General features: G+C 40.7%; 8 protein-coding genes. 7 read left to right on the forward strand and 1 reads right to left on the reverse strand.

Annotation, left to right across the window (positions count from 1 at the left end; all coding sequences use genetic code 11):
* Nucleotides 1-139: 139 nt before the first annotated feature.
* The 7 genes from ACHWSC_RS14135 to ACHWSC_RS14165 all read left to right on the forward strand — a co-directional run bounded on the left by ACHWSC_RS14135 (nucleotide 140) and on the right by ACHWSC_RS14165 (nucleotide 14,832).
* Complete coding sequence (locus ACHWSC_RS14135) at nucleotides 140-1,486, forward strand: sensor histidine kinase (protein ID WP_394677193.1); 1,347 nt, start codon at nucleotides 140-142, stop codon at nucleotides 1,484-1,486.
* Nucleotides 1,487-1,868: 382 nt separating this feature from the next.
* Nucleotides 1,869-4,472, forward strand: a complete 2,604-nt coding sequence (locus tag ACHWSC_RS14140) for a zinc-dependent metalloprotease (protein ID WP_394677194.1) — start codon at nucleotides 1,869-1,871, stop codon at nucleotides 4,470-4,472.
* A 19-nt stretch (nucleotides 4,473-4,491) separates the two neighbouring features.
* Entirely contained in the window at nucleotides 4,492-7,830 is a 3,339-nt protein-coding gene (locus ACHWSC_RS14145; RefSeq protein WP_201666067.1) for a SusC/RagA family TonB-linked outer membrane protein, read from the forward strand.
* Between the two features lie 20 nt (nucleotides 7,831-7,850).
* Nucleotides 7,851-9,170, forward strand: coding sequence for a RagB/SusD family nutrient uptake outer membrane protein (locus ACHWSC_RS14150; RefSeq protein ID WP_394677195.1), 1,320 nt, complete (start codon nucleotides 7,851-7,853; stop codon nucleotides 9,168-9,170).
* Between the two features lie 74 nt (nucleotides 9,171-9,244).
* Nucleotides 9,245-9,970: a LytTR family DNA-binding domain-containing protein gene (locus ACHWSC_RS14155; RefSeq protein WP_120335304.1), complete on the forward strand. Its 726-nt coding sequence runs from the start codon at nucleotides 9,245-9,247 to the stop codon at nucleotides 9,968-9,970.
* Nucleotides 9,971-10,200: 230 nt separating this feature from the next.
* Complete coding sequence (locus tag ACHWSC_RS14160) at nucleotides 10,201-13,311, forward strand: SusC/RagA family TonB-linked outer membrane protein (protein ID WP_394677196.1); 3,111 nt, start codon at nucleotides 10,201-10,203, stop codon at nucleotides 13,309-13,311.
* A 36-nt stretch (nucleotides 13,312-13,347) separates the two neighbouring features.
* On the forward strand, nucleotides 13,348-14,832 hold the full coding sequence (locus tag ACHWSC_RS14165; RefSeq protein ID WP_394677197.1) for a RagB/SusD family nutrient uptake outer membrane protein: 1,485 nt from the start codon (nucleotides 13,348-13,350) through the stop codon (nucleotides 14,830-14,832).
* 340 nt (nucleotides 14,833-15,172) lie between these two features.
* Here the strand turns inward: ACHWSC_RS14165 and ACHWSC_RS14170 are convergent, their stop codons facing one another.
* Complete coding sequence (locus ACHWSC_RS14170; RefSeq protein WP_394677198.1) at nucleotides 15,173-16,354, reverse strand: PepSY-associated TM helix domain-containing protein; 1,182 nt, start codon at nucleotides 16,352-16,354, stop codon at nucleotides 15,173-15,175.
* Between the last annotated feature and the right edge of the window lies 1 nt (nucleotide 16,355).

Raw genomic sequence — 16,355 nt, forward strand, 5'->3', positions numbered from 1 at the left:
TTATTAATCTTTATTAAATGCCTCATTTATTTTGGTTAGCTCTTGGAATATGTCGTTTTTCATTGACAAAAGGCTGGGTTAGAGCTTTCTTATGAACTTGTTTGCTAAAGCTTTGAAAATTTTGATGTATTTTTGCGCCGTGAAATTTCGATTTAAAAATGCCGAACAGAAAAATAGTATTATCCTGATTGTCTGTTTGTTGTTGCTGCTGCTGGTAGGAGGGGGATTGCTCGGTGTTATCCATCATAAAGTTGATCGTCTTAAGAAAAGAATATTGATCGATTTTGCGGATGAGAATATGTTTCTTGTCAAAAAGCAATTGGAATTGCTACAGCAGGATCTGTACCTTTCTGAGAAAAAAATATTGGAACAACCCACGTTTGATCCAAAGGAAAGTGGTGATTCCTTATTGGTCATTATCCCGGTAGGCCAACCTGATTATATGAGCCATAGGATGCTAACATTGTTACGGACACGAACAATAAATCATCGGCTATATCATATCTATATGGATATTGAAAGGCTGAATGCTTATTTTGCGAAGCTCAATTTCGGAAGGCGGGCTTATTTTGAGATCTATGATGACCGCGGCATCTGTGTATATTCTCCTGATAATCGAAAATGGGGAAAGAGAAATACTGCTGCTGTGTCAAAACAGGGGCAAATTGTCCAGTCAGATTTTCTGCAGCTGGACGTGATGGTTAATTCCTATCCCTGTAACATTCTGTTTGTTGGTGGTGAAATCAAGGTGTATGTTCTCTTGTTGAGCATTGAAGAAGAAATCCAGGAATTGCTGACCTATAGTATCTTGCTCGGTGTGGGGTTAATGTTGGTGGCGATGGTATTGATCTATTTCAATGTTATGGAGCGACGCAAGATTCAACAATTGAAATTGCTGGCCCTGAAGCAGGAAAATGAATATACGCAGATGCGTCTAGTACAATTGCGACAACAGATCAATCCACATTTTCTATTCAATACATTTGGGTCACTTCAGTACCTGATCGGAAAAGACGATGAACTGGCCAAGTCATTTATTGGAAAGATGACCAAGGTTTATCGTAAAATGTTACGTACAGATGAGGCGGAATGGTCTACGCTAAGGGAGGAACTGGAATTGGCCCAAGCCTATTTCTTTTTGCAGCAAGTACGATTCGGAGCGGCATTGCAGGATATGGATATAAATATTCCAAGAGAATTATTAGAACAGAAAATTCCACGTTTGGGTTTGCAAATGCTGGTCGAAAATGCCATTAAGCATACCCGTATTTCGAAAGAGAATCCGCTTACAATTCGTTTAATCTATATACCCGAAACCAACCTGCTGGAGGTTAGCAACAACTGGCAGCCCAGACAGGGAGCAGAGCCTGAAGGTGAGGGGTACGGGCTCAATTATTTGTCATCCATCTATAGTTACTATGCCATGGCAGGTTTTCATTTCGGGTTAGAGTCGGGGCAATTTATTGTGCGATTACCACTCGCATAATGCGGTATATGAATAATGAAATTGAAGATGTCTACGTATTCATGTTTTTATAGTGCGTGTTCATCGCTCTGAATTGCGTGTTCATCTCTTTATGTATTATTCTGTACAATATTTTTAACAAATTTGGCTCTTAATCCAGCGGTTTTAGTTTGTGATTAGCCTAATCTTATCCCATAAAATGCCAAGGTCTTTATAAAGTGCAACTTATGATTGATCTCCATGGAATAGATGCAATTACTTTCTGATTCAAAATCCGAAGCTAAAACAGGCTTAGGATCAACAATGGATTTTCGGTTGATGTTACGTCGTCACCAGTGAAAAACAAATAGAATGCCACGAGCTCATTTATGCCTTTGAAAGCGAGCTCAAAAATAATTATTTGATGAAAAACACTTATACTAAGCTAGCCATTGGTCTTTTATTTTCGGCGGGTCTAATGCAATCTTGTTCTATATTGCAAACAGTAGGTTTAAGAAAAAAAGAGACCGTTACTTCTGCCAAAGATTCTACGGCCAAGAAAGATTCTACAGCTGCATACGACAAATTGTTGAAAGATGCGCGTGTGGATAGCGGAATGTTTACTGTGATCCGTAAAGAAAACAACTACTACTTTGAAATTCCATTGAAAAAGATGGGGCAAGATATATTGTTGATCCAAAAGCTATCTTCTGTACCGTTGGCCTTGAATGAGGCTGGGGTAAACAAAGGGATGAATTATGAAAATAAGGTCATTCGTTTTACCCATCGTAAAGAGAAAAAAGAAGTGTGGGTTTCGGAGATTAAACCGCAGGTCGAAGTACCTAAGGGTGACGCAATAGCCGCTTCGGTATATGATAATTATCGTCCTTCTTATATCGAATCTTTTAAGATTGAAAGCTATTCAAAGGATTCAAGTGCCGTGGTGATCAAAGTCAATAAAGTATTTGACGGTTCAGAAAAAAGCTTTACGGATGTGTTTACGTCTTTGGGTTTGGGAACTTCACCTAAAACGAGTATATCTACCGTTGAAGACATTAAATCCTATGCGAATAATATCGTTGTGAAGTCTGTATTCTCTACCAAGGTCACTGAAGGTAATGAATCTGTACCGGTTTCTTTAGAAATTACAAGTAACCTTTACGAACTGCCTGAAAATCCTATGGTTGCGCGGTTTGCAGATCCAAGAGTAGGTTTCTTTACTTCACCACGTTGGTATTTTAATGATAAACAACAGGAACTGGATAAGAAAAATCTGGTCAATCGCTGGCGCTTAGAGCCGCGTGACGAAGATAAAGCGCGGTATCTGAAAGGAGAGTTGGTCGAACCAAAGAAACCGATTGTCTTTTATTTAGATCCGGCGACACCAAAACAGTGGCGACAAGCCATCATCGATGGAGTTCATGATTGGCAGGTTGCCTTTGAAGCTGCTGGTTTCAAAAATGCAATTCTGGCCAAACAACAGCCGGATAGTGTCAAATTTGATCCCGATGATGCCAATGTATCCTCGATCGTTTATGCCGCATCTGCTCAGGCTAATGCCATGGGACCTTCTGTGGTCGATCCGCGCTCGGGAGAGATTCTCGAAGCCGATGTGATCTGGTGGCACAACGTCATGACGATTTTAAATAGCTGGATGCGTATACAAACAGGTATAGTAGATACATCGGTACGATCCAATGTGTTTTCGGATGAAAAAATGGCACATGCCATTCGCTTTGTTTCTTCCCATGAAATTGGGCATACCTTGGGTCTTATGCATAACATGGGTTCCTCGGCAAGTTTTCCTGTTGATTCATTGCGTAGTAAAAGCTTCACCGCCAAAATGGGGGGGACTGCTCCTTCAATTATGGATTACGCTCGTTTCAATTATGTGGCGCAACCCGAAGATGGTGTGGAGCAGATCACTCCCGTGATCGGTGCTTACGACAAGTATGCCATTGGCTGGGCTTACCGTTGGTATGGCAAAACGCAACCTTGGGATGAAATTCCTTTGCTGAGAAAGGAAATTGACAGCCATGTAAATGATCCTATTTACCATTACGGTGAACAGCAAGATTCTAAAAATATCGTTGATCCGCGGGCTCAATCGGAAGATCTTGGTGACGACGCGATGAAAGCTGGTGAATATGGCATGCGGAATCTGCGTCGTATGATGCCTAATATTATCAACTGGACCACTAATGTAGGTGATGATTACTACCGTGCCGGTAAATTATATATGGGTGTAGTGGGACAATGGTATGCGTATGCTGACCATGTCTTAAATAATATCGGGGGCATATACCTGGAAAATGCTGTTTTGGGCGATCAAAAAGATGCCTATAGTCCAGTACCAAAAGACAAACAAGTACGTGCTTTGGAATACCTCAAGAAGAATGTCTTTTATATGCCCGAGTGGTTGTTCGTCCCAGAGCTGATGGCAAAAACTTTTCCATTGAAAGATTCTCCAATAGGACCATTTGAGTACGCTCCTTATAACTTACAACGTGAATTTCAATACGCTATGTTGTATAAACTCGTGAACGATGAGCGCCTACTGCGTATGGTTGAGATGGAAAATCTTTTTGGAAGTAGAAAAGCATGGAGTGCACCTGAGTTTCTAACTTCAGTACGTCAGACGGTCTTTGCTAAAACCATCAGTGGACAATCGTTGGATCTTAAAACACGGATGCTACAACAAAACTATGTGGATGTTCTGATGGTATCTACCAATAAATCCATGGAGAAATTAAATGCGAAGAAACTGGCAAGCATTGAGCAGCTAGTTGAAGCGACACAACCTGATCTATGTTTACATCCACAACATGCATCCTCTTCACAAACGGGACTTCGGAATGTACATGTCACTGGTATGATACGCACTTCCGATATGTTGACCTATAAACGTGCTGAACTATATGAGATCTACCAGTTGTTGAAGCAAAAGCAGCGGACAGGTGACGCGACTACAAAATCGCATTACATGGATCTTTTACTACGTATTGCAAATACCTTAGAATTAAACTAATATATTAACATCTACCAAAATGAATAAGTTTTTAATACCGTTGACCTTCATGTGTGTGCACGTTGCGCATGCGCAGGAATCCAGGGAACTGAAAGGAAAGGTTTTGGATGCGGTCACGTTAAAACCGGTCGTAGGGGCGACGGTCGTCGTTGAAAGTTCGGCAGTAGCAGAAGATATCGGTGTACCTAATCAGGTGCAGCAGTCGGCATTGGGTTCATTGACCGATGCCGCTGGTGAATTTCGCTTAAAAGTGCCTAGTAATTTAAAGTATGTAACGATTAGCTATGTCGGGTACCAGCGTATTCAAGTGCCGGTATTCCAGGATCATAAAACAATCTTGCTGCAGCCAAGTGGTGAATCCTTGGATGAGGTGATCGTAACAGGTTATACGGATATCAAAAAACGCAAGAATACGACGGCTTACAATAAAATCAATGTAGCGGACATCAAACAGACGGGGGTTGCATCGATCGATGAAATGCTTGCTGGTCAGGTGGCGGGTTTGCAGTTGAGTAATTTTAGTGGCGGCCCCAATAGTGCACCACAGATCCGTATCCGTGGTACAGTATCACTGAATGGTACACAGGATCCTTTATGGGTCATTGATGGACTGCCTATCGAAGGTACTGAAATGCCCAATCGAATTGACAAGGATAATCTCAATAGCTTGACAAATCTGCCAATTGCGGGAATCAATCCTGACGATATCGCGGATATTACCGTTTTAAAAGATGCTGCAGCGACTTCAATCTATGGCGCACGGGCGGCAAATGGTGTAATTGTGATTACCACAAAAAGAGGGAAATCAGGACCTGCAAAACTGCAGGTGTCAGCAAATACCTTTGTGACCGAACGCCCGGATTACAGCAACCTCAATCTGATGAATGCTAACGAAAAGGTTGACTTTGAGTTATTGATGGCAAATCGCACGGATCTAAATTATCGTACTAACAAAGGTGCGATTATGCGGATACTAAACAAAGCAGACGCATTGGATGCTTACCGTTCCGGTGGTTTGGCGGCTTTGTCTCCGGAAGTGCAACAGTCAATCAATCAATTGCGTTCACAGCAAACAGACTGGGGGAAAGAACTTTATCGTCAGGCGCTGAATCAGCAGTATTCTGCATCTATTTCAGGTGGTAATGATGGACATCGTTATTATTTGTCCAGTGGTTTGTACGATGAAAAAGGAGCGACGAAAGGTGTAGATCTACGCCGCTATACATTGACATTAAATAACGATTTTAATATTAATGATAGATTTAAAGCAGGTATTAATTTAATGGGGACGGTTTCAAACCGACAAAATCCAATTCAGGATCGGGATGCTTTTACGAACCCAAGTTATTATGTGCGTTCAGTTAATCCTTACTTGTCGGTTTATGATCAGTCTGGTAATTATAATTATGATCCAGATATTGAGGGGTTTGAGGGCGATACCTATATTCCTTTTAATGCTGTTGAAGAGCGCGAAAATACCAAATATAAATTCACGAATAAAGGGCTGAAGGCAATTAGCTATCTAGAATACACGATCTTGCCACAGTTATCATTACGGACAGAATTTGGGTTACAATTTGACGAAAACGGTTCGGAAAAATTTGCGGATCAAGAAAGTTATAACACGCGTAAATTGCGCGCTGCTACACGTTATTACGATGCCGCTAGTAAGACAAATAAGTATTTCTTACCCGTAGGTGGAACGATCGAAAATACCCATAATAGTATTTTTCAATATAATTGGAAAACATACTTAAAGTACAATAAAACATGGAATGACCGTCACGAACTGGAAGTAATGGGTGGAACCGAGTTGAGAAGGACCAAAAATACAATGGTCACTACGAAGGGATTTGGTTATAACCCAGCAACATTGACGACCCAGACAATTATTTTTCCAAATAGCACTTATCAAAATGACTCTAGGTTTGTCCAGTATAAGAAGGCATTTATTGAGAATTCATATGCATCTTTCTATGGTAATGCAACCTATACATTGGATCGTAAATATAATGTGTATGGGAGTATCCGTTATGATGGATCGAATATGTTTGGGGTAGATCCACAATATCGTTTCTTACCGATTTGGTCAATTTCTGGATCATGGAATGTGCTAGAAGAAGAGTTTATCAAAGGAAAAACGGCCTTGTCTGATCTTCGTGTACGTGCTTCTTACGGTATCCAAGGGAATGTGGATCGCAATACCTATCCTTTTATCGTAGGTAAATATGGTAATACAACGCTTCTTCCGGGTAACACGGAAGGATCTGTGGTCGTTGACATGCCTGCAAATGATAAACTACGTTGGGAACGTACACAATCCTATAATGCTGGAATTGATTTGGGCTTATGGAAAAATCGATTAAACATTACAGTCGACTATTATAACAGAAAAAGCACGGATCTTATCGCATATAGTGCGTTGCCTTTGGAAAATGGTTTTCAGAATGTTCAGGTTAATTGGGCGTCAGCACGTAATCAAGGTGTAGAATTAACCATATCCAGCCGTCAGATTCAGACAGATAAGTTTTCTTGGTCAACGGATTTCAATATTGCACACAACAATAATAAATTACTAAAAGTAATCAATAATCCAACGGCCTACGCCCCAGAAACCCAGGCTGGTCGACCAATTAACGGTCTTTATGTATTGGAGACTGCAGGTTTGGACAAAGATGGCGTGATGCAGTTTAGAAATCAGGATGGTTCTGTTGCGAGTATGGAAGAGTTTTATGGCCTTTACGATCCTTGGGCAGATTTCTTACCAGGATACACCTCCCAAACTGACATGTCAGCGGCAACGTATCGCTCCAAGTTTAAATATGCCGGCAGTAAAGATCCTAAATTCATTGGAGGGATGACCAACCGTTTCCGTTATGGACAATTCGATTTGGCCATCTCCGCGGTATTCAATTTAGAACGCTGGGTGAGCCGTACGCCAACTTACAATCCTGCCAAAGTTGATCGTGGACAAAATTACACCAAGGATCTGTTGATGGCTTTACAGGGTAAAACAGCCTTGCCAGCCTTGGGCAGTATAAGTTCCGAATTGAATGAGCGTTGGATGGCTTATGCTTGGATGGAAAGTAACGATCCGATTAATTCGTTTAAACAGTATGATATCTGGGCGAAAAAAATGAGCTATGTCCGCATCAATAGCATTCGTTTAGGCTACACTTTACCGGCTGCAATAAGCAAAAAAATTGGCACAAGTAATCTAAGAGTAAATGTTGAAGGGCGTAATTTATTTGTTTTCGGAACAAATTACGATGGGTATTTTGATCCTGAAACTTATGGTGATTATTATGCGCAGCCAATTAGCAAATCTTTTGCTTTTGGTCTTTCTGCAAGTTTTTAATTCTTTTAATTGATTCATAAATGAAAAAGATAATTTATTTTGGAATGATCATGGCCGCTAGTGCATTGGCTTCCTGCAATAAATATTTAGATATACAACCGGTAGGGACCGTTATCCCCAGCTCGGAAAGTGATTTTAGAGGACTGATTACAAGCAGTTATCTAGGGTTTCCAGCACATAAGTCCTATTTGTCCTTGCGTACAGATGAACTATTGTTGGATGAAAGTTCGACCGATGCTGCTAGAACCAAAGATATCTATCTTTGGAACGATCAAAATCCTGATCCGACAACAATCGCTTATCCCTATTTGACATTTTACAACAGTATTTTTTATACCAACCAGGTCATCAGCACCATTGATGAAAAATTAGGAAGTAATGCCACGGTAGATCAGATTAAAGGTGAAGCTTACCTAATGCGCGCTTATGCTCATTTTGAGTTGTTAAATCTATACAGTGAGGTCTATTCAGGAAGTAATGCAGGGCTTCGGGGTGTTCCTTTATCGACAAAGATTGACCTGGAACAACGTTTTGTTCCCGCGACGATTGGAGAATCCTATGTACAGATCCTAGCTGACATGGAAAAAGGGACAGCTTTACTGACTGTGGATGATCAGGCAAAAGGTGTTAATTATCGCTTTAGCAAACGCGCTGCTTTTGCCATGGCCTCACGCGTTCATTTATATCGCGGTGAGTGGCAGGAAGCAATTGATGCCGCTAAAAAATCTTTGGCTATAAATGACAAGCTGGTTGATCTGAATGTTGCTGGAAGTCTACTTCCGAATGATTTTGAATCCGTAGAGATGATTATGGCTTTGGAAAAAGTGTCTGTTCCTGGCGTACGTACAAGTTCCTTTATTTCACCGGGCTTGTTAGACAGTTATTCTACAGGCGATTTAAGAAAAGGCCGTTACTTCCAAAAAAGTGGTGGTGATTATGTATCTCTCAAAGGCGGTGAAAATCGTTTTAACGTGAGTTTTAGAAATGCTGATCTTTATTTGACGATGGCGGAATGTTATGTTCGTCTGGGAAATACAGCAGAGGCATTAAAATATCTGTCTGCTTTAAAGAAAAACAGATTTACCGCAGATGCCTATGTCAAAGAAACAAAGGCTGACGCAGGTTTGTCAACAGTACAGTTACTGGATGCGGTTTTACTGGAGCGTAAGCGTGAACTGGCGCTAGAGGGATTACGTTGGTATGATCTAAAACGGACGACACGCCCTGCGATCACGCACAGTAGTTTCGGTAGAACGGTAACTCTGCAGCAGAACGATCCTCGTTATGTGATACGCTATCCACAGGAAGCAATCAATAATAATCCCGATCTGTTAAAATAATTGATTTTTTTTTAATCCTATATATATTAATCCATTTTCTTTTTAGGAAATGGATTTTTTATTACATTCAACCCATGGGATGGAAAATACTGATTGTCGAAGACGAAGACTGGGCTTTTGTAGGCTTAAAGGAGATGTTGACTGCGCGCTATGGAGAAAGCGAACTGACCTTTACCAATGCAAAAGAGGTTCAGGAAGCGGTGGTGACAATCAATAGAAATCAATTCGATCTGATTTTTATGGATATCCACCTGATGGATGGACTGAGCTTTGAAATTTTTAAGCAGGTATCTATTGATGTACCGCTGATTTTTACGACTGCTTACGAACAATATGCATTGGAGGCCTTCCAAAATAAGGGTTATGCCTATCTGTTAAAACCTTTCGACAGCGACGAGTTGGCTGAGGTCATGAAACGTATTGAACCGCTACTGCCTAAAGTAGAACCTCGGCTCAAACAGCGTTTTCTAGTGAAATATGGTAATTTTTTAAAGTCGCTAGCCATTGCTGATATTGCTTATTTTATGGCAGAGGACAAAGAGCTGTATGCTGTAGAAAAAGGATCTGGAATTGCATATATTATTGAAGATACCATCACTCATCTCGTTACACAAGTAGATCCCACAGTTTTTTTCCAGATCAATCGTAAATTTCTTGTTCGAATAGATGCGATTCAATCCATGTTAAAAATTAGTCGAAATCGAATCAAATTAGAGTTAATACCCTCAACTCCAGCGGGAATTGTAGTCATTGTTAGTGAGGAACGATCTCCGAAGTTTCAAAAATGGCTTGATCAATAATAGTGAGTTAGCTTACTAAATAACTTTTATAGGCTTAGTTTTTAATTTTAAATGATTCATTTATAGTGTTTTGTGTTTTTATATAACAAAATCTATTAATTCAATAGATTTTGTTATATATTTGCATTCCAATAAAAACTACTTATTAGGTAGATTTTATTGGAATGCAAGGAGCCACTGTGTTTTTTGTATTTAATCACACTTAACTTATTTAGTAAAGCATTCTTACGATGTACGCAAAACTTAAATACATTCCTATTGCTGCGATAGCATTATCAGGTGTCAATATGAACAGGTTGTATGCTCAGCAGCGGGCTATACAAGGAAAAGTTGTTGATGCCAATACCGGTCACCTACTTCCTGGAGTAAATGTTCGCATTTCGGGGCAAAATCAAGGAACCTTAACGAATTCAAAAGGAGAGTTTACAATCAATGTCACAGGTGACGCATTACCTGTATTGGAATTTTCTTTTGTAGGTTATGAATCTCAACAGCTAAAACCAACAAGTACAAACTTAACATTGTCCTTGAAACCCTCCAGTACAGATCTGGAAGAGGTGGTGGTCGTGGCTTACGGTACTGCCAAACGTACAAACATAACGGGATCGGTCAGTACGGTGAGCAGCAAAGCTATTGAAAATAGACAGGTATCAAATATTACGAAGGCTCTAGAGGGACAGGTACCGGGCTTACAGTCCGTAGCGTCCTCGGGACAGCCAGGTACAGAAGCAGCCATCCGTATTAGGGGTATCGGCTCCATTAATGCCTCCAGTTCACCTCTGATCGTGTTGGATGGGAGTCCTTATGCCGGGGATATTAACTCCATCAATCCAAATGACATTCAGTCTATCTCTGTATTAAAAGATGCAGCATCAAGTGCACTTTACGGCTCCAGAGGGGCGAATGGTGTGATTATTATTACAACGAAGTCCGGTGTGTCTTCCGACAACACCAAGATTAATCTCAATTTTACACAGGGCTATTCAACCCGTGCAGTTCGTGACTATGATCAGGTATCGACCGATGAATATTTTCAGCTCTATTGGGAAGCTTTGAGAAACAAAAACCTGTCAAATGGCCTTACAGCAGAGCAAGCGGCGTCCAACGCAAGTAAGACCGTATTGACAGATTTAAATATCAATCCGTATGGCAGTCAATACCCGCAGCCGGTCGGAGTAGATGGTAAGTTGGTTGCCGGAGCTAAGACACTATGGGATGATCCATGGACAGACGTATTGCAACGTACGGGAGTGCGTACACAAGCAGACCTAGGGTTTAGCGGTGGTAGTGCCAAAAGCACCTATTATATTTCGGGTGGTTATCTGAATGATCAGGGGATAGCGATTGAATCTGGATTTAAACGGTACAACCTACGCGCAAACCTTGACAGCAAGGTGAAATCCTGGTTAAATGTCGGTCTCAATATTGGTGGTAGCAGTACACAACAAAAATATCCGCAGTCTGAGGACAGCAATACGGCAAACATTATAAATTTTACGAGACTGGTGCCATCTTTTTATCCATACTATGAGCGCAATGCAGATGGTTCATTTGTGTTTGATGGAGCCGGAAATAAGATTTACGATTTTGGAGAATATCGTCCAAGTGGTGCAACACCGCGTAATAATTTAGCTGCTTCTCTTCCTTTGGACAGAAATGATATCCGTCGGGAAAATCTATCTGCCCGGACTTATCTGGAAGTGTTGTTTTCTAAAAATTTAAAATTTAAGTCGACATATAATGTTGATTATATCAACGGGAATACACACGACTATACCAATCCTTTATTGGGAGACGGTGTGAATACGGGCGGGTATGTTTATCGTTCAAATGTGCGTACCGTAGCGCAGACCTGGAACAATTTATTGACTTATGAGAAGCAGTTTGGCTTACATTACCTCAATGTATTGGCCGGTCAGGAATACTATGATTTTAACAGTAGTAATATCAACGGTAGCAGACAGCAATTTGTGCTCCCTTACTTTGATGAACCTGCTGCGGCATCACAACTCAATAACTTCACGGGATCAAGTGCAGGGTATAGGCTATTGAGTTTCTTGGGAAGAGCGGAGTATAATTATGATAATAAATATTATTTATCGACTTCGTTACGTACCGATGGTTCGTCGCGCTTTTCGCCAGCAAAACGTTGGGGAACATTCTGGTCTGTGGGTGGATCTTGGAAGCTGAAACAGGAAGAATTTTTGAAGGATAACACAACGATTGATCAGCTGACGGTAAGAGCAAGTTATGGTGGACAAGGAAACGATAATTTAGGTACCTATTATGCTTATAAAGGACTTTATACCATTGCAAATAGTTTAGGTAAAGGCGGAACGTATACCGGTAGGTTGGCTACACCAGATCTAAAATGGGAGTCGAACCTCAATTTGAACGTAGGTGTCGATGTATCTGCATTTGAAAACCGGGTTTCATTGAGTGTGGAGTACTTTAACCGTCGGAGTAAGGATTTGCTGTTTACTATGCCGATGGCTTATTCAACAGGCTATACGGGCTATGATGCAAATATTGGAGCGCTGAAAAATACCGGTATCGACGTGGATATTCGTACTGTCCCGGTTCGAAATGAAAATTTTAAATGGAATTTAGACGTCAATCTTTCGCATTACAAAAACAAGATTACAGCTTTGCCAAAAGATAACAAACCGATCATTACGGGGAATAAGCTTTTGCGTGTAGGCGGAAGTATCTATGATTTTTATCTGCCGGAATGGGCTGGAGTAAATCCAGATAACGGTCTCCCGCAATGGTATACCGCTGATAAGGACGGTAATAAAACAGGTGAAAAAACTTCGGAATACAGTAAGGCCGGTAATTTTATTGCCGGGACTTCATTGCCAGATCTTGTCGGTGGGATTCAAAACAGTTTCACCTACAAAAATTTTGATTTGTCTGCTTTGTTGAGTTTTAGTTTGGGTGGACAGATATTAGATAACGATTATATTCAGCTTATGCATAGCGGTAATAATCCGGGACGTGCTTGGTCCAAGGAGATCCTCGAGCGCTGGACGCCTGAGCATACGCAGACCGATGTGCCTAAATTGACAACCGATAACTTGAATTGGACTTCTTCGTCCACACGTTTTCTTTACAGTGGCACTTATGCACGCCTTAAAAATGTGAGTTTGGGCTATAGATTACCTTCGGATTTATTGAAGCGGATAGGCGTAGAAAAACTTCGTGTCTTTGCAACTGCCGAAAATCTATTGACATTTTATGGTCATCAAGGAATGGATCCAGAACAGACGGTGAATGGGGCGACCTATTTTCGCTATCCGGCAATGCGAACAATCTCTGGTGGTATTCAGCTTGTTTTTTAATGCCTTATTGTTAATCTGAGAATTTAAATGAAAATCATGAAACTAAAAATTGTATATATCATCTTGGCGCTCTCTCTAGTGAATGCATCATGTAAGGATGCGCTTGAGTTGGATCCGACCACTTCTGTGCCGGAAGGTGAAGTGTTTAAAAATACCGACAATGTTGCTACGGTGATCAATGGTACCTGGAAGTATTTAAATGATACCTATTTTACTTATGCCAATCCAGGTTATACGGCGGTAATGCGTACAAGTGATGCAATGGGAAGTGATGTTGCGGTGACGACCAAATATGGTTATCGCGACGCATACGCATTTACCGAATTAACAAACAATCGTTCTAATCGCGTTAATTCTTTTTGGATAATGCTGTATAAAGTGATCGATAATATGAATAATGTGATCGCGAAAGTGGATGGAGCTGAGGGATCTGTCGAAACCAAGAATGTATTGAAGGGAAGAGCGAAAGCATTGCGCGCGTTTTCTTATCTAAACCTGGCGACTTTTTACCAGTTCAGTTATCTGAAAGATAAAAATGCCAAGTCTGTTCCGATCTATACCGAACCCAGTACATTGTCGACTGAAGGAAAATCAAAGTCAACACAGGCAGAAGTGTATGAACTTATCTTGAAAGATCTCAAAGACAGTGAAAGCTTGTTGGCTTCTGCTAGTAGAGCGGATAAATACGAAATCAATGCGGATGTCGTGTATGGTCTGCTTGCGAGAACCTATTTGCAGGTAGGCGAATGGAAGCTAGCCGCGGAATATGCTGAAAAAGCAGCTCAGAAGTATAATTTAATGACTCCGTCAGATTATCAGGCCGGTTTTAATGATCTTGGAAATAGTGAGTGGATTTGGGGACATCAGCAGACTAACGAGCAAAATGTGGCAAGTTATACATTTCATTATTTGGACGTGTCGTCAGCTGGATCTTATTACTATAGTTTTATGGCCGATCCTTATTTTAAAGATTTATTCGATACCAGTGATGTGCGTTACGCTTTATTTGAATGGGATAATTTACCTGGTCGGGAAGGTTTCCTACGGTATAAGAAGTTTAAGTTTAAGTCCAATTTAATTGGAGATATTGTATACATGCGTGCTTCTGAAATGGTTTTGATAGCGGCTGAAGGTTATGCAAGAGCTGGTGAAAACGATAAAGCGGTAGCAGCGCTGAATAAATTACGGACGGCTAGAAACGCTAAGCTGTTTTCAGGAAATGATAATGGACAATTAATTGCTGCCATTCTTGTTGAAAGACGCAAGGAACTTTGGGGTGAAGGATTTGCTTTGTCGGATATTCTTCGGACTCAGGGAAAGGTTGTGCGTAAATCCTATCTTGATGCTGAGGGAAAACCTATTCAAGTAGAAATTGTGGGTGCAGACGGTAAGCCTAAGCTGGTTAATGGTCAAGGGCACCGGGTTATTAAATTTCCTGATGGTTCTAATTTTGTAGAAAACAGTCCTTATTATTTATTTGCTATACCATACGAAGAGACGGTTCGAAATCCGAATCTTTAGTATGTTAGTTGTTGGTTTGTTATTGAAGAAATCCGGTGCACTTCTGTGTATCGGATTTTCTTTTTTTCTTGCGCGACTTTCTTTTTTGGCTGTGTGCTTTGCTTCCTTCTGTTGAAGAATGCTTCCTTTTTTTAGTGTAGCGCTGTTTGCGCTGCTTAGCGTTGGGATCTTCTCGTTTTAAAGATTGTCGTCTTTTTGTCTTGTATGTTGTTTTTTTAGATGGTGTATCGCATTCCTATAAATTGCACAAGAGATGGTGTCGGTAAATAGGGGAAAGGCTAGTTTTCCACATTATGTTAATAACGCTGTTGAAAACCTGTTTAAAAGAAAAATGTAGTTATTAACAGTACTTATTAACATTATGTTGATAACCTTTCTTTTTCTTCTTTTTGCTTTTGTTCATCCAGATGATATATCCTGTGATGGGCAAGGAAGCACAAAAGAGACTAGCTAGGCAAGCGATAATTTTTGTTGTGAGTCCACCGATGCCACCGGTATGAATATCATAGTTAAGTGCACCGAGCTTATCCCCATACTGCAATTCGTTGCTGGATTTGACTGCTGTAAGACTGCTCTCTTCTTTGTTATAATAAAGCCAATCAAATACACCGCTTCGTTTTTCATGATGTCTCACCTGTATATCCATTGCTGTTTCGGTTTCTTTTTTTAGTCGGATCGACATCATTTCAGCATCTGAATAATTTGTCAAGGCATACCGCAGCGCATTGTCCTGAAATTTCTTTTCCACAGCGGGCAAGGGTATAGGGGAGCTGCGTGTGGAAGAAGCTGTTGGCGACTGCAATAAATTGAATGTTGCTATATAGGTCTTTTTGAAATTCGGAAAAGCAAAAGCGAGCCCCGTAATGGCAAAAATCAATCCGATAAATAAACTGTAAAATCCGATGACATTGTGGAGGTCGTGGTTCAGTCGTTTCCATTTTACTTTGGTATCTAACCAAAAACTGCGCTTAAGATTCTTGCCTTTCCATTTTTTTGGCCACCAAAGGACGATGCCACTGAGTAAGATAAGGACAAAAATGGCCGTTGACCAGGCGACGATAGGATGGCCATATTGCTTGCCCAAGAGGAGGTTTAGGTGAAGCTGAAGCACCAGTTGAAAGAATTCTGTTTTTGAATTTTCTACTTGCTGTACTTGACCAGTATATGGATTGATGAAAACGCGTTTGTAATAGCGGTAATAATTCCAATGGCCAAATGCTTTTTCGTCCGTTTTTATGGCACGAAATACCCAGGTACGATTTTTCGAAGGATAGAGATCAACCCGCGTGATTTTTTGATTTTTTTCGAGGCTTTTCTGTGCGCTGTAAAGAAGTGTGCTTAAAGGTAGCGGAGTTTTTGAGTGGTTGGTTGTGTCGGAGATAAAATATTTTTCAGGATAAGCCCAGAGCTTGAGCTCATCCTGAAAGGTGTATATGCTGCCCGTCAAGCTTAGGATGAATACTACAACTCCGGTGATGATTCCGAGCCATTTATGCAACCAAAGAACGACAGTTTTAAACATA

Origin of the sequence: uncultured Sphingobacterium sp. (assembly GCF_964277905.1) — a bacterium.
In the GTDB taxonomy this organism is placed as follows: Bacteria; Bacteroidota; Bacteroidia; order Sphingobacteriales; family Sphingobacteriaceae; genus Sphingobacterium; species Sphingobacterium siyangense.

Excerpts from the sequence above, each read along its gene's own strand:
- ACHWSC_RS14140 (WP_394677194.1), top strand. The coding sequence starts at position 1,869 with ATGAAAAACACTTATACTAAGCTAGCCATTGGTCTTTTATTTTCGGCG.
- ACHWSC_RS14145 (WP_201666067.1), top strand. The coding sequence starts at position 4,492 with ATGAATAAGTTTTTAATACCGTTGACCTTCATGTGTGTGCACGTTGCG.
- ACHWSC_RS14150 (WP_394677195.1), top strand. The coding sequence starts at position 7,851 with ATGAAAAAGATAATTTATTTTGGAATGATCATGGCCGCTAGTGCATTG.
- ACHWSC_RS14155 (WP_120335304.1), top strand. The coding sequence starts at position 9,245 with ATGGGATGGAAAATACTGATTGTCGAAGACGAAGACTGGGCTTTTGTA.
- ACHWSC_RS14160 (WP_394677196.1), top strand. The coding sequence starts at position 10,201 with ATGTACGCAAAACTTAAATACATTCCTATTGCTGCGATAGCATTATCA.
- ACHWSC_RS14165 (WP_394677197.1), top strand. The coding sequence starts at position 13,348 with ATGAAACTAAAAATTGTATATATCATCTTGGCGCTCTCTCTAGTGAAT.
- ACHWSC_RS14170 (WP_394677198.1), bottom strand. The coding sequence starts at position 16,354 with ATGTTTAAAACTGTCGTTCTTTGGTTGCATAAATGGCTCGGAATCATC.